Annotated in this window: 17 protein-coding genes; 1 reads left to right on the top strand and 16 read right to left on the bottom strand. The window is 35.6% G+C overall.

What is annotated here, in order from left to right; genetic code table 11:
- Positions 1-26 precede the first annotated feature (26 nt).
- The 7 genes from ACFIJK_RS01310 to tpiA all read right to left on the bottom strand — a co-directional run bounded on the left by ACFIJK_RS01310 (position 27) and on the right by tpiA (position 7,035).
- The gene (locus tag ACFIJK_RS01310; protein ID WP_012754998.1) at positions 27-338 is read right to left on the bottom strand and encodes a septum formation initiator family protein; all 312 of its coding nucleotides are present in this window, start codon (positions 336-338) and stop codon (positions 27-29) included.
- A gap of 904 nt (positions 339-1,242) precedes the next feature.
- Positions 1,243-1,650: a TM2 domain-containing protein gene (locus tag ACFIJK_RS01305; RefSeq protein ID WP_375625937.1), complete on the bottom strand. Its 408-nt coding sequence runs from the start codon at positions 1,648-1,650 to the stop codon at positions 1,243-1,245.
- Between the two features lie 111 nt (positions 1,651-1,761).
- The gene (gene eno / locus ACFIJK_RS01300) at positions 1,762-3,033 is read right to left on the bottom strand and encodes a phosphopyruvate hydratase (protein ID WP_375625935.1); all 1,272 of its coding nucleotides are present in this window, start codon (positions 3,031-3,033) and stop codon (positions 1,762-1,764) included.
- 70 nt (positions 3,034-3,103) lie between these two features.
- A complete protein-coding gene (gene kdsA, locus ACFIJK_RS01295; RefSeq protein ID WP_375625933.1) occupies positions 3,104-3,940 on the bottom strand; it encodes a 3-deoxy-8-phosphooctulonate synthase in 837 nt (278 codons plus the stop codon).
- Positions 3,941-3,976: 36 nt separating this feature from the next.
- Positions 3,977-5,605, bottom strand: a complete 1,629-nt coding sequence (locus tag ACFIJK_RS01290; protein WP_375625931.1) for a CTP synthase — start codon at positions 5,603-5,605, stop codon at positions 3,977-3,979.
- A gap of 127 nt (positions 5,606-5,732) precedes the next feature.
- Positions 5,733-6,188: a preprotein translocase subunit SecG gene (gene secG / locus ACFIJK_RS01285; RefSeq protein ID WP_375625929.1), complete on the bottom strand. Its 456-nt coding sequence runs from the start codon at positions 6,186-6,188 to the stop codon at positions 5,733-5,735.
- A gap of 82 nt (positions 6,189-6,270) precedes the next feature.
- The gene (gene tpiA / locus ACFIJK_RS01280) at positions 6,271-7,035 is read right to left on the bottom strand and encodes a triose-phosphate isomerase (RefSeq protein ID WP_375624990.1); all 765 of its coding nucleotides are present in this window, start codon (positions 7,033-7,035) and stop codon (positions 6,271-6,273) included.
- Positions 7,036-7,189: 154 nt separating this feature from the next.
- On the opposite strand from tpiA, the gene ACFIJK_RS01275 reads away from it, so the two are divergent.
- The gene (locus tag ACFIJK_RS01275) at positions 7,190-9,079 is read left to right on the top strand and encodes a peptidyl-prolyl cis-trans isomerase (RefSeq protein WP_375625927.1); all 1,890 of its coding nucleotides are present in this window, start codon (positions 7,190-7,192) and stop codon (positions 9,077-9,079) included.
- A 917-nt stretch (positions 9,080-9,996) separates the two neighbouring features.
- Here the strand turns inward: ACFIJK_RS01275 and ACFIJK_RS01270 are convergent.
- The 9 genes from ACFIJK_RS01270 to tatA all read right to left on the bottom strand — a co-directional run bounded on the left by ACFIJK_RS01270 (position 9,997) and on the right by tatA (position 18,722).
- On the bottom strand, positions 9,997-10,857 hold the full coding sequence (locus ACFIJK_RS01270) for a phytoene/squalene synthase family protein (RefSeq protein WP_375625925.1): 861 nt from the start codon (positions 10,855-10,857) through the stop codon (positions 9,997-9,999).
- 873 nt (positions 10,858-11,730) lie between these two features.
- Complete coding sequence (locus ACFIJK_RS01265; RefSeq protein ID WP_273723333.1) at positions 11,731-12,117, bottom strand: Mth938-like domain-containing protein; 387 nt, start codon at positions 12,115-12,117, stop codon at positions 11,731-11,733.
- A gap of 449 nt (positions 12,118-12,566) precedes the next feature.
- Entirely contained in the window at positions 12,567-13,019 is a 453-nt protein-coding gene (gene yajC / locus ACFIJK_RS01260) for a preprotein translocase subunit YajC (protein WP_375625922.1), read from the bottom strand.
- Positions 13,020-13,703: 684 nt separating this feature from the next.
- On the bottom strand, positions 13,704-14,885 hold the full coding sequence (locus tag ACFIJK_RS01255) for a peptidoglycan DD-metalloendopeptidase family protein (RefSeq protein WP_375625921.1): 1,182 nt from the start codon (positions 14,883-14,885) through the stop codon (positions 13,704-13,706).
- A gap of 155 nt (positions 14,886-15,040) precedes the next feature.
- A complete protein-coding gene (locus ACFIJK_RS01250; protein WP_012754986.1) occupies positions 15,041-15,700 on the bottom strand; it encodes a protein-L-isoaspartate(D-aspartate) O-methyltransferase in 660 nt (219 codons plus the stop codon).
- 133 nt (positions 15,701-15,833) lie between these two features.
- Positions 15,834-17,111 carry a serine--tRNA ligase gene (gene serS, locus ACFIJK_RS01245; RefSeq protein ID WP_375625918.1) on the bottom strand — a complete coding sequence of 426 codons (1,278 nt, stop codon included), beginning with the start codon at positions 17,109-17,111 and terminating at the stop codon, positions 15,834-15,836.
- Positions 17,112-17,171: 60 nt separating this feature from the next.
- Entirely contained in the window at positions 17,172-17,954 is a 783-nt protein-coding gene (gene tatC, locus ACFIJK_RS01240) for a twin-arginine translocase subunit TatC (protein WP_375624998.1), read from the bottom strand.
- Positions 17,951-18,355 carry a twin-arginine translocase subunit TatB gene (locus tag ACFIJK_RS01235; RefSeq protein ID WP_375625916.1) on the bottom strand — a complete coding sequence of 135 codons (405 nt, stop codon included), beginning with the start codon at positions 18,353-18,355 and terminating at the stop codon, positions 17,951-17,953. Before ACFIJK_RS01235 ends, tatC begins: the two co-directional genes overlap by 4 nt.
- A gap of 55 nt (positions 18,356-18,410) precedes the next feature.
- A complete protein-coding gene (gene tatA / locus ACFIJK_RS01230; RefSeq protein WP_273788360.1) occupies positions 18,411-18,722 on the bottom strand; it encodes a twin-arginine translocase TatA/TatE family subunit in 312 nt (103 codons plus the stop codon).
- Positions 18,723-19,643 lie beyond the last annotated feature (921 nt).

Below are 19,643 nucleotides of genomic sequence, written 5' to 3'. Positions count from 1 at the left end.
ATTTTTCATTTACCTTTGGTATCATTTCAAGGTATTAAGATTGTCAGTTCATTTGGCTTAGAAAAGTTCAAATTCTTTCGGACATACTCATCCAGCATATCTTTTTCTATATGTCCATTGCGTAAAAGAGAAATACGCTTTTCCATGAATATCCGCTCAGCTTCTATTTTATGAAGCTCCTTTTCTAATTCGCTAATATGCTGATTAACTTCACTGCGTGAATACAATCCATACTCACCATGATAAATGTGATAACTGAAATAGCTTAAGACTCCCACCGTCATAAGAGGTAGTACAAAGCGCACTTTGATTGATCGACGTTTCTGCTTTGTCCACATAAAATAGCACAGTCTTTACAGCACAAATTTTTTAATATTTTGCCCAACTATGCACGATTTTGATTAATACCTCATTACCAAATCTATACACTCAAACAATTTGTTATTTTCAATTTACCCTCATCTTTGTCCCTAAAATTTCCTGTTAAATAAATATAAAATCAATCAATGCCCAAAGTATAGTTGTCAAAAACCCGATCCCCAGAAATAGTAGACCTATTACACTTAATAAGAAGCATTATAAGGCCCGATACAATTTTACCAACCATAAATTGATGAATCCCCAATGCACAAAAAAACAAGTAAACGATCGCTAGCATCACATTTAATTTTTGTGACTGACCTTCAACCGAGATAGGAAAAATAGATTTAATGGTATCCCTTCACAGACAAAATCAATGGTATCCCCTACCTTTGGTGTTTTTACCCTAAAAAATCTTCAGGCAAAAATTGATAACGCTTATCATCATCTCCAAAAACGAGATAAACCCTTTGATCTTGACCAATAATCGTACCTTTCATCTTTAACACCTATAAAGCTGCTCCTCATGTGTTATTCATAAAGAGATTATTTCTTTTTATAATATGTTGATTAACCTCACGGTGTAAATAAAATTTGTAGCAGCCGTGATAAACGTGAAATTAAAATAGTTTTGAGCTCCCCAATGAGCTAATGTTTTCTGCTGCTATAAGCAGCAATACAAAACACACCTTAGTGGATTTACGCCGTTGTTTTACCCACATAAAATAGCACAGTCTTTTTCAATACTTTTATTCAACTGTGCATATTTCTCTTAATATCTCACATTAAAGAAATAGAGTACAATAATCTTGCATTATGCAACTCAATATATTGATCGAAATAAAAAGTAAACTTAATTATTTTCTTTTTATTATAAAATTTTTACAAATCTGTAATCTGATTCCCATCTTTATCCGTAAATCTTCCAGCAACAATGACTATAAAATCAACAATTGCCCAAATACCGGTAATTATCAATCCAAACAATGATAAAGATAGAACCAGCATTAAAGCACCAGTCCGAACTTTACCAACCATAAAGCGATGAACACCAAAGATACCTGCAACCCAACAAAGCAGTGCGAACATTATCTTTGTGTTCTCTGTACCTGGTCTCAACAATGGGAAAACAGAACTGACAACACCTCCTTCACAGACAAAATCAACAGCATTACCAATCCTTGGTGGATTCTTTCCCAACCAATCCCAAGTCGCAAACTGATAACGTTTACCATCATCACCCGAAACGAGATAATTTCCTTGGTCTTGACTAATAATTATACCTCTCATATTAATCCCTATAAATTTAAACACTTAAAAATTATTGCGTATATGCCTTTGATAAAAAATCTCAATTTCATAGTCTAAATAATATCATACTCTCACACTCTTTGCTCGCAACTATACACGATATAAATCACCAGCATAACGCGCTTGGGCTCCTAGCATTTCTTCAATACGAATAAGTTGATTGTATTTTGCTAATCTATCCGAACGCGCAAGAGAACCTGTTTTAATTTGTCCACAATTCGTTGCAACCGCAAGATCTGCAATGAAAGAATCCTCTGTTTCGCCTGAACGATGAGATATAATGGCACGATAACCTGCTTTATGTGCTACTTCTACAGCATCAAGTGTTTCACTCAATGTACCAATTTGATTAACTTTTATGAGAATAGAATTGCCTACCCCCATTTTAATACCATCACGCAAACGTGCTGAATTCGTTACAAACAAATCATCGCCAACAAGCTGACATTTTTCTCCAATTGTGTCAGTGAGTAACTTCCAACCTTCCCAATCATCCTCTGCCATTCCATCTTCAATTGTAATAATAGGATAATTTTTCACAAGCTGCGCTAAATAATCTACCTGCTCTTGGATGTCACGGCATTTGCCCTCACCTTTATAAAAATACGAACCATTTTTATAAAATTCGGTTGAAGCACAGTCTAAACCAATGGCAATTTGTTCACCTGGTTTATAGCCACATATCATGATAGATTCCATAATAAAATCAATAGCTTGATCAGCACTTTTAAATTGAGGTGCAAAACCACCTTCATCACCAACATTGGTATTATAACCCGCATCTTTTAAACGCGTTTTCAATGCATGGAAAATCTCAGCGCCATAACGGATAGCTTCTCTTACAGTAGGAGCTCCTATAGGAATAATCATAAACTCTTGAAAATCAATCAAATTATCAGCATGAACGCCACCATTAATAATATTCATCATGGGGGTTGGAAGAATATGCGCTTGTGTACCACCAATATAACGATACAAAGGTAAATTTAATGAATCCGCAGCTGCTTTTGCAACAGCTAATGAAACACCAAGAAGTGCATTGGCACCAAGACGGGCTTTGTTTGGCGTTCCATCCAAAGCAATCATTGCTTGATCAATAGCAATTTGATTTGTTGCATCCCGCCCACCAAGTTCTTCAAGAATTTCGCCATTAACTGCAGCAACCGCTTTTTCAACACCTTTCCCTTGATAGCGCAAACCACCATCACGAAGCTCTATAGCCTCGTGTGCTCCTGTTGAAGCTCCCGATGGAACCAGAGCGCGACCAAAAGCTCCATTCTCCAAACGAACATCAACTTCTACCGTTGGATTACCACGGCTATCAAGAACTTCACGTCCAATGATATCGACAATTATAGTCATATGTGTTTCCTTATCCAATAAAAGTCTTGATTCATTTCTAATGTCCTATTAATGAAGTGTTTTTCTCTTCTCAATTCAACTTCTTTGACAGATAATCAAACTCCATTAAAGTCTCAAGCAATCTTTGTAAATTATCAAGTTTAACCATATTGGGTCCATCAGAAGGTGCATTATCTGGATCTTGATGTGTTTCTAAAAAAATACCAGCTACCCCAACAGAAACAGCTGCACGCGCTAAAATTTCAACAAATTGACGCTGTCCACCAGATGAAGCACCCTGCCCCCCAGGTTCTTGAACAGAATGCGTTGCATCAAAAATAACAGGAGCACCAAATGAACGTAAAATAGGCAATGAACGCATATCAGAAATAAGTCGGTTGTAACCAAATGACGTGCCTCGCTCACAAAGCATAACATTCGGATTACCACTGTAAACAACCTTTTTTAAAACATTCTCCATGTCCCACGGCGCTAAAAACTGACCTTTTTTAATGTTAATAACACAGTCTGTTTTGGCGGCTGCTACCAAAAGATCTGTTTGACGACATAAAAAAGCCGGTATTTGTAAAATATCAACCGTAGAAGAAACAATTGTACATTGCTCTTCTGTATGCACATCAGTTAGTACAGGGCAATTAAACTCTTTTTTTAAATCAGAAAAAACAGCCATTGCCTTTTCAAGACCAATACCACGTGCCGCACCCAAAGAAGTTCGGTTAGCTTTATCGTAACTCGATTTATAAACAAACCCGATACCAAGCTGATCGGTAATTGTTTTAATACGACCAGCCATTTCAAAAGCATGATCGCGACTTTCCATCTGACACGGCCCTGCAATTAATGAAAGAGGCATTTCATTTGAAAAAATAATATTTCCAACTTTCACACGGGCATTTGGTTTAGTCATTTTATCCCTCAAAAGCAAAGTAACCCAATTTATGCATTAAACTAATCGACTTTGTTCTACAGCGGCTTCAATAAAAGAAGAAAAAAGCGGGTGAGGATCAAAAGGACGAGATTTTAATTCTGGATGATATTGAACACCAATAAACCATGGATGATCTGCATATTCTATCGTTTCTGGTAAAATACCATCAGGAGACATCCCAGAAAAAATCAAACCACACTGTTCTAACTTATCCTTATAATCAATATTAACCTCATAACGATGACGATGTCGCTCGACAATCTTGGTTATCCCATAAATTTGAGCAATATGACTCTCTTCTTTTAATTCAGCAGCAAAAGCACCAAGACGCATTGATCCGCCGAGATCACCATTTCTTGTACGTTTTTCAAGAACGTCTCCTTTAAGCCATTCTGTCATTAAACCTACAATTGGATTTTCTGTTTCGCAAAACTCACTTGACGAAGCATTCTTAATCTGTGCAATATTGCGCGCAGCTTCTATACAAGCTAATTGCATCCCAAAACAAATCCCTAAAAATGGGACTTTACGCTCTCGTGCAAATTGAATTGCTCGAATCTTTCCTTCTGCCCCTCGTGCCCCAAAAGCACCTGGAACCAAAATTCCATGGGCTTTTTGTAAAGCTGAAACAGAATCTTCTTTTTCAAAAAGTTCCGAATCAATCCACTCAATATTAGCTTTTACTTTATTCGCTAAACCACCATGTGCAATCGCTTCAATAAGAGATTTATAAGCATCCTTTAAACCCGTATATTTTCCTACAACAGCAATCGTAACTTCTCCTTCAGGATGGTGAATACGATGCGTAATATCTTCCCAACGATCCATCTGAGGGGAAGGTGCCGTATCGATTCCAAAAGCACAAAGAACTTCAGAATCCAAACCCTCCTTATGATATGCCATAGGAACATCATAAATTGTTGGCATATCTAATGCCTGAATGACTGCATTGGAGCGAACATTACAAAAAAGTGATAATTTGCACCGTTCTGTTTCTGGAATAGATCTATCTGCACGTACAAGCAAAATATCAGGAGAAATACCAACTGCTTGCAATTCTTTGACAGAATGTTGTGTTGGTTTCGTTTTTAATTCACCTGCCGAAGGTATATAAGGCATTAATGTGAGATGGACATAAACGACACTTTGTCTTGATAGCTCATTGCGAAGCTGACGAATCGCTTCTAGAAAAGGCATTGCTTCAATATCACCAACCGTTCCGCCTATCTCACACAAAACAAAATCAAATTCTTCATTTCCCATCGTAATGAATCTCTTAATTTCATCCGTAACATGAGGGATAACTTGGACTGTTGCCCCCAAATAATCACCACGCCGCTCTCGTTCAATGATATTGCGATAAATACGCCCTGTTGTGATATTATCTTGGCTATTTGCAGAACGCCCAGTAAAACGCTCATAATGACCAAGATCAAGATCCGTTTCTGCACCATCATCGGTCACAAATACTTCACCATGTTGATAAGGTGACATCGTACCTGGATCAACATTTAAATAAGGATCAAGTTTGCGAAGACGTACACGATAACCACGAGCCTGTAATAACGCTGCTAACGCCGCCGCTGCGATGCCTTTTCCAAGGGAAGAAACCACACCACCAGTAATAAAAACATAACGTGCCATGGGCTTATGGTGATAAGCAATTTATAATGATTTTTCCAGCAAAAAATGCAAAAAGAAACAATTTTTCTTCTAAAATAAAAAAGGTGAAAAAATCACCTTTTTAAAAAGTCTATATTTTCTTAAAAAACTATTTCGTACTGTTATCCGGAACTGTATTTTCAAGAACCGGTGGAACTGGACTTTCTGCTTCAGGATTTGCGGACTGTTTCTGTTCCTGCGGAGAATTCGAATTGCCTCCTAGCTGTTCAAGAATAGAAGGGGAAGAAGACTCACCATCTGATGATGGGACTGATTCTGATCCTTTATTGGTAGAATTCTGCTCTGAATTAACCGGTATACGCTTTAAAATATCAGAACTAGAATTTGATATATTACCCACCACGGTAAGCCCAATAGACACAACAAAAAAACAACAGGCTAAAATAGCAGTCAAACGTGTTAAAGGATTTCGAGATCCACGAGTTTTCATCAACCCTGAGCTATTACTCACACCTAGCCCACCACCTTCTGAAGGTTGGATTAATATAACACCAACCAGAGTAATCACAATCAACAAATGAATAACTATAAGTACTGTTTGCATAAACCCTGCTCTTCAAATAACTCTTTCATAGCTATTTACACATAAATAACACACAATCCAAGGAGAAACTAAAATTTCTCTACTATAGTTTACGACAAACATCGCAAATAGTTAAAAAATCAATCGCTTTTAAGCTTGCTCCACCTATTAAAGCACCATTAACATGAGGAATGCTTAAAAGCTCAAATGCATTGGATGGCTTTACGGACCCACCATAAAGCAGACGTATCTTATCGCCTTCATCACTAAAACGAGAGCGCACCTTATCACGAATGAAATGATGTACTTTTGCAATATCTTCTGGAGTCGCTGTATTGCCGGTGCCTATCGCCCAAACAGGTTCATAAGCGATAATGGTATTTTCTGCTGTTGCATCATCTGGTAAAGATTCTTCAAGCTGCTGCGTGAGAATATCTAGTACTTTATTATTATTACGCTCCTCCAATGTTTCACCAATACATACAAGAGCCACAAGACCTGCTCGCCACGCAGCTTGCACTTTGGCACAAACAATCGCATTATTTTCTTGGTACATTGTACGACGTTCTGAATGCCCAATGATGACATGACTTGCTCCTGCTTCTTTAAGCATAAAAGCTGAAATATCTCCAGTATAGGGACCATGATCATCAAAATGACAATTTTGTCCTCCCAAAAGGAGATTTTTGCCATCCAGCATATCAGAAGCACGGGATAAAAGCGTTGCTGGGACACAAATAAGCGCCTCAAAAAGATGACTGAGATCAGATCTAACGCCTGTAGCAATAGCACGCAACTCTCCAAGTGTTTCACCCGTTCCATTCATTTTCCAATTTCCAGCAAGAAAAGGCCGAGTATTTGGAGACATATTTTCACCTCAAGAGCTCTTACAATACATTGTTTATCTGTAGTTACCAAATTATAACATGAAAGCAAGTCTTTAAAGCTTGCATCTTTTGTCTCTTTATTGCAAATTCTATTACTGCTTTTGTAATAATTTATGTTAAAAATAGGATTGAACAATGCTTGACGTCATAAGAAGTGCTACAAATTCTTGGATTTTCAGAATTTTCCTTGCTATTTTACTCTTATGCTTCATTCTTTTATGGGGAGTACCGCATTTACACAAAAAAAGTGAAAGAGATCTTATTACTTCTGGAAAATCCACAGTAACTGTCGATGATTATCGTCTCGCACTTGCCGATCAAAGTGCACGTTTAGCCCAGGCGGCTCATCTTGGACGTATGTTTACAGCAAATGAAATGCAGCAATACCAAATTCCTGCTTTTGTGTTTAATCAATTACAACAAAATGTATTGCTTGATGAACAAGTACGTAAAATGAAAATAAGTCTTTCAAAAGATACAATAGCTCATACGATTGGTTCTGATAAGATGTTCCAAGTAAATGGCACTTTTGATAAAAATTTATTTTATAACTATCTTCAGCATTTACGTATTAGTGAAAGTGCTTTTCTTAATTATTACTCCAAACAAGAAAAGCGTAACCAACTTATTTCAGCTTTACTCTCTGATATGAAAGCACCAAATCTCTTTTATAAAGCACTTGCTCTTTATCAAGGAGAAATGCGTATTGCTGATTATCTCGTTATTGATCTAAAAGAAAAGGAAACAATTGCTGATCCTGATGACGAAACACTACAAAAATGGTTTAAAACACATCAAAGTCAATTTCGTGCTTCAGAATACCGCACTGTCTCTTTGTTATCTATGGAACTTAATAATTTTGTAAAACCTAAAGATATCTCAACAGATGAGGCAAAAGCCTATTATACACAAAATGCTTCACGTTTTGTAACGCCTGAAAAGCGTACATTCGAGGAACTGCGATTCCCCTCACGTGAAGAAGCCGATAATGCAGTAAAAAAAATAGCTGATGGATTGAGTTTTGATGAACTGGTAAAAGCTGAAAAAAAGACTCTTAATGACATAAAAAAAGGGCCTATTGCAGAAAATGAACTTCCTAATCATCTAGCATCTGAAGTTTTTGAACTTCAACAAGGCCAAGTCAGTCCTGTGATAAATGACTTACAGGGTCCTGTTATCATTCGCGTCACACATATTGAACCCTCAAGCTCTCTTCCTTTTGAAAGTGTCGAAGAAAATATTCGCCAAACACTTGCCAAAAATCGTGCTACTGATGATATTCGTAACAATTATGTAGCCATTGAAAATGCTCGTTTTGAGGGTGCTTCTCTCAAAGAGCTAGCTGATCAATACAAGTTATCTTTGCGCACAATTACCATTGATAAAACGGGAAAAACGCTTGAAGGTGCAATACTCACGGATTTACCTCAAAAAGATATTTTACTGAATGCCATCTATCAATCAAACGAAGGAGTCGATCTTGATCCTCTCTCTTTTCAAAATGGTGGTTATCTCTGGTATAAGGTCGATAAAATTATTCCTGCCCGCGATAAGACACTTGAAGAGGCTAAGCTAGATGTTCTTTCTCAATGGAAAAGTGAGGAAATTCAACGTCTTCTTGATGAAAAAGCCCAAAATGCTCTCAAGCAGCTCACGGAAGGAAAAAGTCTTGTTGCTCTTGCTCATACCCTTGCTGTTACAAAACAAACAACACCAGCCCTCCGGCGTCAAGACTCATTTGCCCCCCTTGGCGTTGAAGGGATTAAAGCATTATTTTCTGCTCCCAAAGGTCATTATGGCATCATAAAAGGTCCAGTTTCAACAAACCGTATCATTTATCAAATAAAGACTGTAACCATGCCTCAAGATATCACGCCTCATACTCTTTCAACTGAGGTTCGCACCAATATAGATATGATGATAAGAGAAGATCTCAAGCTAGAAATGCTACAAGTTGCCAATAAAGAACACCCTTTGGAAATTAATAGCACAAATTATAATCAGATCTTTAACGCTCTCCAATAAAAAGATTGTGCATAATTTAAAGAACTTATTCGATAAAGTTTCCATCAACTCTTCGTCTATAGTTGAAGAGGTAAGATAGGTCTCTTGTTTCCATATCTTAGGATCAGTATTTGTATAATGATTAATTCTCTCGCAAATCAGTGCATGTATGGATTTGCGAGAAAATAGTCAACGGAATGTAGAGTCGTTTTTGCAACGCATTAAAAAATATTATCCATCCAAAGGTTGTAAAAGTTGCCGCACACTAAGCTATACCCATTAAGCTATAAATGTCATCCCTATCGTCATTCATTTATAGCTTATCATATTGCTACTCTTAATACTCATTCATAAGGAGCGTATTGCTTTTTCTTTAAATGATTTCATTTACACACCCAACTTATAATATACAAAAAAACTATTTTTAAAATTCATTATAAAAATGAAGAAATCTTTTTCTATTCAAGACTCTCATTCAATATGAGAAAAAACGAATTATCATTATAAATCAATATATTCATAAATCATAACAGTCATCAATTATGATTTTATAATTTCTCAAAAATAAGAGTTTTTTATAGACTTATAGACTGCCAAGACAACTTCTCTCATAAAATAGAAATTTTATTTCATTTGCAAATGAGATACAATCAACATACTTAAAAGTTTTTCATCAAACAAACCAATGTATTGAGCTTTATCTCATATTTTTCTTTCTCTGCATCTCACCCTTCCAATACACTGAATAAAACATATTACCGATAAAGAAATACATCGTATTTTCAAGATCATAAAATTTCTTATTCTTTTGCGCTCATAACAACCAAAACATCAACATTTTTTATAACAAAAAATGGTTTGGAAACACCATAGTTCCTTTTATCTTCATATGAGAAAATCAGTCTATATGTTACGCATTCCGACATAGTAATATTCTTTTACAATATCTTTGGAAAATTGCCGCTTATTGCTGCCCTTGTTATCAACCAATAGCGATATATCAATGGCAACGTTGCATTCTCTTGAAAAATTTCAGCCCCCAGCTGTATAGCTTTTTGAAGAGAAGCCGGTACAATGACCAATGGAAGAAAAGCTGGCTTAAGAACTCTAGGTAAAGCACAAGAATACTCGTGAAATTGGGTATAATGATCGCGCGATAATGCTACCATAGCTTCAACAATACGACCCTTTTGTTGATCACTGAGACGATGAGATTCCAAATCTTCCCTATTCACTCCTACAGCCTTTAATATATCAGTAGGTAAATAATATTGATATCGTGATTGCATGAATGATAAAAGACGCAATACACCACTTAATCCTTGAGATATCCCTCCATGTTCATAGATATCTGTAAACTCTTGTGCAGTATCAGGATCTAATATCTGACAAGAAAGCTGTAAAATTATGCTTGCTGTCTCACCACAATAATGCTCTAGATCATGAAGCGTTTCTATTGGATTGTGATAAAGATCTAAAATTTGTGCATTACAATAACGTAAAAAAGCTGTCTTAGGTAAATTAAAAAGAGTCATTGCTTTCAATAAATCACTCAAAATCGGATTATTTCCACTCGTTTGTATTTCACCATGAGCAATAGAATCATACCACCAACGTAACCGTATTTCTCCTATGAGTGGATCATGTACACTTTCGCGAATACGAGAAACTTCAGCATTAAATACGTAAAGAGCAGCCAATGCTTGGCGCTTTTTTTTAGGCGCAAATAAAACCGATATATAGCGATCACGATCTATGGTACGTAAAATATCAAGACAATAAGGAAGAGAGCCTATCATTCGAACCTATTAACGTCCCTTTTTTAGCAATGAAATTAATATCCTCTTTTTATTCATATTAAAAAATGAGGGATAAGCAAATACAGCTCAGAAAATAAGATTTTTAAATGTGTCTCTTAACTGTATTATGAATTAAAATTTCTTTTCTAGTCACTTTTCGTTTTAGAAAGAAAAAAATTAAATAAATAACTTTTCTGATAAAACTTATCTTATCAGACTTCAAATTTTCATTTGCAGTAAAAAAAGTTAAAAACTAATCGTAACATGCATAGTGAAAATTAGAATAACAAACAACGCAAAACACTTTTTCACCGAATAGATGACAATGTTATTTATAAAAATGCACTGATCATAAAAACTTCATCAAATCATTGACCTCCTCCCCATTCTAAAGGACAAAGATTCTTACCAATACCAATTTGTAAAAAATCCAATTGCTCTCGGTGAGTTTCTATTACTATCAACATATTTATTTATAATGATAATTTATTGTTTTATATGTTAAATTAGAATCCCAAATATCGTAGAATGCTTTCATTTCAAACCAATTCCATGTTGACTCAATCAAAACTATTCCCTTGCACGTCACAAGCAGGGCTGGCTTGTAGGTAAAAACTGTATAAGAAAGAATTAAAAATGTCTCTTATGAACTGCCTCAAGTGCCAAGAGTTGATCACTCATGTGATTCATTGAACTACGAACAAGCTCTGCCCTGAATACTTGCTGCTGTATTTAAAAACACTTAATGCGTTAAGTTATGTATATTTTATTCCCCTTATATCACCACTTTAAACGACGGTATTTTACGGCGCAGTAAAGTAATCACACAATTCTTTCATACTAGATGAGAGAATTTTTTTATTAAACAATACTCTATTCTACCGCAAATAATAATGCCGCAACAGCGCGATCTTCAGCCAATAAAACATTAAATGTACGCACCGCCGCTCCCGTACTCATTGTATCTGATGAAATACGTTTTTCCCATAAAAGAACCCGTAACTCTTCAGGTAATCGCAATAATTCAATTCCAGTACCTATTAATAAAACTTCGATTTCAGAAGCTTCTTCTAAAATACGAGATATATCCTCTTGAGTGGGAATAGGTCCTGCCATATCAATGCCATAAATACCTGATGGTACACAAATAATAGAACCTCTATGAGACATATCAGCAAAACGAAATCCACCATTTCCATAAGCATCAATAGGTGCGCGACTTGGAAAATGCGCTTCACGAATTTGAATTGCATCGAACATGAACAAGCACCCTTTATTTTTGAATAATCCAATTGTCTTTACTACTTCTCACCATAAAATTAAAGGAAGGCTGATACAAACATTGATATCTTAACCATAGCCTAGTATTGAAGTGGAAATTTTATATAAAACCCTAATCTTCTCATACAACGAGTATATGAAAATTTGATAATAAACCGCAATCAAAAGCTATACCTGCTTAAATAAATCTATCTTTTAAAAAGTTTTCTCAGCTTATTTACTCGCAAGTTTCTTTTTATAGAAACAATGATCTTGTTTAAAAAACAGAAAAAAATTGCGTAATATTCTATAAATAAAGCAACTATTTTAATAATCTCAAGGAAACAAAAACTCCATTTTCTGTAGCCACTATAAAAGCTATTTTTCCAATGAAATTGTCCTGATCTTGCCAAGCTTTTTATAAAAATGCTTAAAACTGCCACTACACCTTAAGATGCATTTTCCTTTGATATAGCTTTTTTCTCTTTAGAGACACTCATATTTTCTTTCGTTGTCGTTTTAGATTTAGACTTTTGTGGTGTTTTTGTTTTAGCATTAAGCTTTGATTTTTTTTCTGCAATCGGCTCACCTTTAACGCGCACATCAGCTAATGTTGAGCGAATAACACGAATATTCATACTCTCACCAATTTCAACCTCTAATTCACCACTCTCGTCGTGAACCTTCGTAACTTTGCCGATGATACCACCACCCGTTATAACTGTATCACCACGACGTACTGCATTAAGCATTTCTTGGCGTTTTTTCATTTGAGCACGCTGTGGACGAATCATAAAAAAATACATAATTGCAAAAATTAAAATGAGAGGGACAGCGCTAGCAAATGAAATTCCACCGGAAACATCGCCTGCAACTTGAGCATAAGCGTTCGTAATAAACATTTTCATCTCCTATAGTTAAACCTCAGGTATTTCCCACTCTATTAAAATGAAATTCCGATACAGAAAAAATTCCTAAAGAATTTATCATAAAAAGCAATAACTACATAATCTAATCACAGCTTTACAAAAATACAATAAATCCTTAAGAGATAGAATACCAAAATACAATGAGAAAAATCTTTAAAATAGATTCACTTTCCCCTGTTATATATCCTAAAATATAGAATTTTTCACTAACTCAATAAATTATACAAGATAATTTTTCTCATGAAAAAACTTTAATTTATATAGATAATTCATCGTTTTTGATATCGAATGACAGATCTAAGTACAGTAAAATACTCTCATTTCAAACCCTCTGAATTAATCAAAACGATTTTCTTGCACGTCTCACATATGAAATGAGCCTGTAGATAAAAACTTTTTAAGAAAAGCGTGAAATATCTCTTTTCATGCTTCTCTCAAATGCAAGAGCAGTTGGAACACTGAAAGCTGACAAATAGTATGATGCTATTGCCTTACACTTTCATAAACACAAAGATGGTAATATCTAACGCCCCAACGAAATACTCTGATTAAACCAATGATTTTTTGCTGCAATGTTATTGATTTAAGAAAATCAATTGTTTTTCATGAAGTTTCTATAAACTGTAAGGCTATTCAAATTTTAAAGTCATCAATCAATTAGTTTTCTAAATATTTAAGGGGATCAACAGGTAATGAATTCTTACGCATCTCAAAATAGACACGTGGCGTTTTAACATTTCCTGAAACACCAGATTTAGCAATCTCATCACCGCGTCTTATCCTTTGTCCTTTGTTAACAACAAGTTTACTGTTACATCCATAAATAGTGATAATATTATTTTCATGTCGAATCATCACAACATTACCAAGCTCTTTTAATCCATCTCCCGCGTAAATAACAACACCATTTTCTGCCGACTTTACCGAAGATCCTTCCGGCACTGCAATATCTATTCCTCGATTCATTACTGTTCCCTTTTTTTGACCGAACTGGCTTAACAAACGCCCTCGTACTGGCCAACGCATCTTAGAAATTCCTGTGGCTTGCGGAGTCGTCATATTATCTGTATTCGTAACAGTATTTGACAAACCAGTCTCATGATTCAATTGCGTCATCTGTTTAGAAAAATTTTTCTCAGAACTTGATTTGTTCATCTTTGCAGGGGGTGGCGTTGTTACAGGAGCTTTATATATAGGAGAGGACTTCTTGTTTTTTATAGAGGACATCAATTGAGATTGGGCTGCAGATTCTGTTTTTGACACTGTCCAATCGTTATTATTGTGTGCATTTGAAGCTGCTAATGTACGCCTGCTTGGAACAACAAGTACCTGACCGATATAAATGGAATTACTGTTTATACCATTTGCTAATTTTAATGCCTCAACACTAACCCCTATTTGTCGTGCAATACTGAGTAGTGTATCTCCACTCTGGACAATATAAGAATTCCGCCGAAAAATAGGAGACTTATCCATTTGTGAACGAGAAAGAGTTCCAAGATTACGTGGAGGGGAGCCCATAACGCGACCATCAGAAGAAGTTATCCTACCTTGATGTGGAAAATTATAGGGAGAATTGTCATCTCCCCACGAATCATCGCTTGATTCCACAGGCGGCAATTCAGTGCTTTGTATCATACCACTACCGTATGATAGCATTCGCGGATCTATAGACATTGTGCTCGATATATTTGATTGAGATGATACCGTACGATGAGAGAACATATTAGAAAAACGCTGTGTACCAGAACTACAACCAGCAACAATAGTTACCACCGCTAAAAAAGTTATTCTCTGAAAATTATGCTGGAAAATATTATCCAAAGCTTTTAGACACATCGTTTTGCTCACTCATCAATAATCAACTCACTCTATTAAAGCTTTTTTAAATTACCGAAGAGTTAAAATGAGATGTTTTATTCATAAATATCTTTATATAAGATCAAAATGAATTTAACATAGACAATTTGCAGAAATTTCTTAGCTTTTAAAAATTAAAGTATCTCCGCAATGCCTTTAATAAAAGGTTGGTAACGCACTTGGAACAGTTCTAAACACTCAAATCGACTACCAATTTTTGTATAGCGCGTCACCGTTTGTACCCCTTCGTCAGGTCCTATCGCCTGAATGAGAATTCCGTTTTCAGCTAAAAGTTCTAAAAATTCCTTGGGTTCATCAAAACGTGATGGCCAAATAAGAATGCGATCAAATGATCCCAAGCCTGTCACACTATGACTTCCATCAATCTGCCGTATAATAATATTTTCAATTCCTAAAGTTTGAAATTTTTGGCGCGCCAAATCAACAAGCGTTTTATAACGATCAATCGTTGTCACACGGTCACTCAGACATGCCATAAGCGCAGTACAAAAACCAGATCCTGTACCGATTTCTAAAACGCGATGCCTTTTTTTCAACGATAATGCCGAAAGAATTAAGAGTTGTTCTTCCAAACGTTCCATATATTCACCACACTCAAGGGGAATAACCTTATTATCATAAGCACTATTAAACCAAGGAGCAGAAACAAACTGTTGACGCGGAATTTTCTCTAATGCCGAAAAAAATCGCACGTCATCAATGCCTTTGCTACGCATTTTCAGTACAAGAGCGGCTAACTCCTCACGAAATTGTAAAATACCCTTTTGCCCCATAGTATCATTCAATCTCCAATGGAGGTGCACTTTTATTATACTGACAAACTGCTTCTTTTAAAATGGCAAAAACTTGCGTTTGCATATTATCACCTCTTGGCAATAAACGCATATTGTCTCTCCTTTCGTAAAATTAAGCAGTAATACAACGCATGCCTCCCATATAAGGTTGTAAAACATCTGGAATAACAATTGATCCATCAGCCTGTTGATAATTTTCAAGCACGGCAATAAGACAACGTCCAACAGCTGTACCAGAACCATTAAGGCTATGAACAAAATGCAATTTTTTATCGCCTTCTGTACGATAACGTGCATTCATACGACGACCTTGAAAATCTCCACAAACTGAACAGCTAGAAATTTCACGATAACATTCTTGACCAGGAAGCCAAACCTCGATGTCATAGGTTTTACGTGCTGCAAACCCCATATCACCCGTAGAAAGAACCACTGTGCGAAAAGGCAAACCAAGTCGTTTTAATATATCTTCTGCACATTCTGTCATACGTTCTAATTCAATTAAAGACTGCTCTTCACTGGTAATTGAGACCATTTCAACTTTCCAAAATTGATGCTGACGCAACATACCGCGCGTATCACGACCGGCTGCTCCCGCCTCTGAACGAAAACAGGGAGATAAAGAAGAAAATCGCAGTGGTAAATCTGATATTTCAAGAATTTCATTGTTGACCAAATTGGTTAATGGCACTTCTGCCGTAGAAATAAGCCATCGACCATCTGTTGTACGAAAAAGGTCTTCAGCAAATTTCGGCAATTGTGCTGCTCCGTAAACAATCTCATCACGAACAAGAAAAGGTATTGAGACTTCTGTATAACCATGCTCATTGACATGCACATCAAGCATAAATTGACCTAATGCCCGTTCTAGCCGTGCTAACGCCCCTGAAAGTATTGTAAAACGTGTTCCAGACAAACGACTAGCTCGTTCAAAATTCATCTGCTTGAGATCTTGACCAAGATCAAAATGTTCCTTTGGTGTAAAATTAAATGTTGGAGGTGTACCAAAATGTCGAATGACGACATTATCACTTTCATCTTTACCTTCTGGAACATCATCTAATGGAATATTTGGAAGTGCTGAAAGAATTTTTTCAAGACTCTCCGTCAGCTGTTTTTCTTCCGCTGTTGCAGAGGAAAGAAAGATTTTAATCTCTTCACCTTCAGCTCTAAAGCTTTCAGCCTTTTGCTGATCAGATACCGCTAAAGCCTGTCCTATTTCCTTTGAAACCGCATTGCGACGTTCCTGCGCCAATTGTACCTTAGCAATATGCGACCGACGTGCAAGATCAAGTTGTATTAACCTCTCAGCTTGCGGCTCAAGACCTCTACTTACGAGTGCTTTATCTAATTTCTCAGGATTGTCACGAATCCACTTAATATCAAGCATAAAAATTCCTCATTTATATTTTTTTATTAATTTCTTATCGCATAAGATTATACACTTTTCTTAAGCGGATTTTCTTCTCTTTTCTATACTGTAAGCAATTAAAATTGAAATCTCGTAAAGTGCTATCGTTGGTAAAGCCACTGCAAACATCGTAAAAAAATCCGACGGCGTTATGATTGCCGCAATGATAAAAGAAAGTAAAATAGCCCATTTTCGTTTAGACGCCAAATCATGAGACGTTAAAAATCCAACTTTTGTTAAAAGACTGATGACAAGAGGTAATTGAAAAATCAAACCAAAAATTAGGATAAATGATGTCATAAAGCCCAAATAATCAGAAATACGCACTATAAACTCTATTTTTAAATGAACATCTGGAAGAAATTGTTGAGAAAGGCTAAACCATAGTATTATTGGCGCTAATAGACCATAAACAAACGCTCCCCCAATACAAAATAAAATAGGCCCCCCAATGAGAAATGGTAAAAAAGCCATACGCTCATTTTTATAAAGCCCTGGTGCAATAAAACTATAAAACTGAAAAGCCGTATAGGGAAAAGATAAAATAATTCCCCCAAAAGCAGAAAGCTTCATCTTCGTTAAAAAAGTTTCCCATACTTGCGTTGATTGCAAACGAATATCCTCAGGATTACCCCCTGCTATTTTCATTGCCCACTGATACGGCCATAGTAAAAAATTTAAGATATAATCTTTAACAAGAAAACACATCATAAAAGCGATCATAAATGCAACTAGGGCAGCAATAATTCGTTGACGAAGTTCGATTAAATGTTCTAAAAGTGGTGCCATATGGGCATCAACTTCATCTTTCTTAACATTCATGACACATCTTCTTTATCTTTAGAAGCTATAGATCCTGTCATATCTTTATTGGTTACGTTGTGATCGCATTCCAAAAAATCTTTACCTTTTTCTGATTTATGGTGTGTTGCCTTAACATCCAAATTATCGTGGATATCTTCTAATGTATTTTGAATGGGATCAAAAGTCTCTGTCAACTTCTTGCTTGAATCGCTAATATCCGAATATGTTTTTTGCAAATCATCGAGCTCGATTTGTCTTATTGCATCATCAAACTGATGACGCAGCTCTTTTGCCATTAAACACATATGAGCTCTTACCTTTGCTATTGTCTTTAATATTTTAGGTAAATCTTTCGGTCCAACAACAATGATGAGAACAAGTAAGATTACGACAAACTCTGGTCCATCAATCCCAAACATCTCTTAATTCGACTTCCTCATCAAAAAATAACGCACAATGATGATTACGTTTTTGTTATTTGACACGCTGTTTTTTAGCAACAGATGTTTTGCTTCTTTTAGAAGCAGAAGAAGCCTTTCTGCGCGCTGTTACATGTTTTACCGATAATGGCTGAGATTGTTGAGATTCTACATCAATTATTTGGGAAGTAGTAGCCATTTCAACTTTATCCTCAATGCCATCATCTTCTTCCTTCATATTTTTTTTGAAGGCTTTAATTCCCTTAGCAACATCGCCCATTAATTCAGAAATCTTACCGCGACCGAAAAGCACAAAGATAATCAGTAAAATTATAATTAAATGCGTTGGTGAAAAAATATTACCCATTACTCTCTCTAACTTTATGCTTTTAAATTTGATTTCATTTATTCATGCTTCCTCTGAAGAATGTATCAAATATAATATCTTAATTATATATTTTCTTCTTAACTTAAAAACAATCACACGCTTTTATTGCAAAAGAACTTTTTATCATCTCATCCCTTCTTAGCGTATTATAACACAAACCATTCAAAAATGATAAACCGCTTCATATAAAATTAAAAAAGCTTAAAAACTTTTCTAAAATAACTTCATCTGATCTCTTAGTTACTCATCTTCCTGTAAATACTATAGCTCATGTCTTTCCTTTTAAACAATGTTGTACGTATCATTACAAATATTTCCTCCAAATTATCCATTACTGATAAAAAACATACCATGCTGTAAAAAAATTTACGTATTCAATTAAAAAATTCAGAAAGAAAAATCTCTAAAAAACTTTCTTGACACATCATCAGTCTCTTTAAAAACTATCATCTTACGCATAAGATTTATTCTTTGCGTTGGTGGGAATTTTATCATCCATTATTCCATATACAATACGAAATATAAGCCATCATCGCATTCAATTAAATATCTGACGTGTGGATAAAAACTATTCGCGGAAAGAGTAAAAATGCACTTTATGAATCAGGTCAAGTGCCAAGAGGTATGGCCAATACTAAAAAATAAAAATGGTACCAGCTTGCGCCTTTATTCAGTAAAATACCTCCATATAACCAGCTCTTTGAACCGCTGCATGCCCTAACTATTACAAGTCTCCGGATTCTGGGCATGCGTTCTCATAATATCATGTGCTTAACTTATCTCAGTATTGAAAACAGAATGGGCATTAATAGAAAATTACATCCAATCAAAAGCATGGAATCGAAGCACAATCCATGTAAAAGAATTTCTTATCCTAGTCTTTTCATAAGATTATCTCAT

The sequence above is a fragment of the Bartonella sp. PS17NMGDW genome (assembly GCF_042193555.1).
Classification (GTDB): Bacteria; Pseudomonadota; Alphaproteobacteria; order Rhizobiales; family Rhizobiaceae; genus Bartonella; species Bartonella grahamii.
The sequence above is the reverse complement of the archived record's forward strand: the minus strand, read 5'-3'. Positions and strand labels throughout refer to the sequence as shown.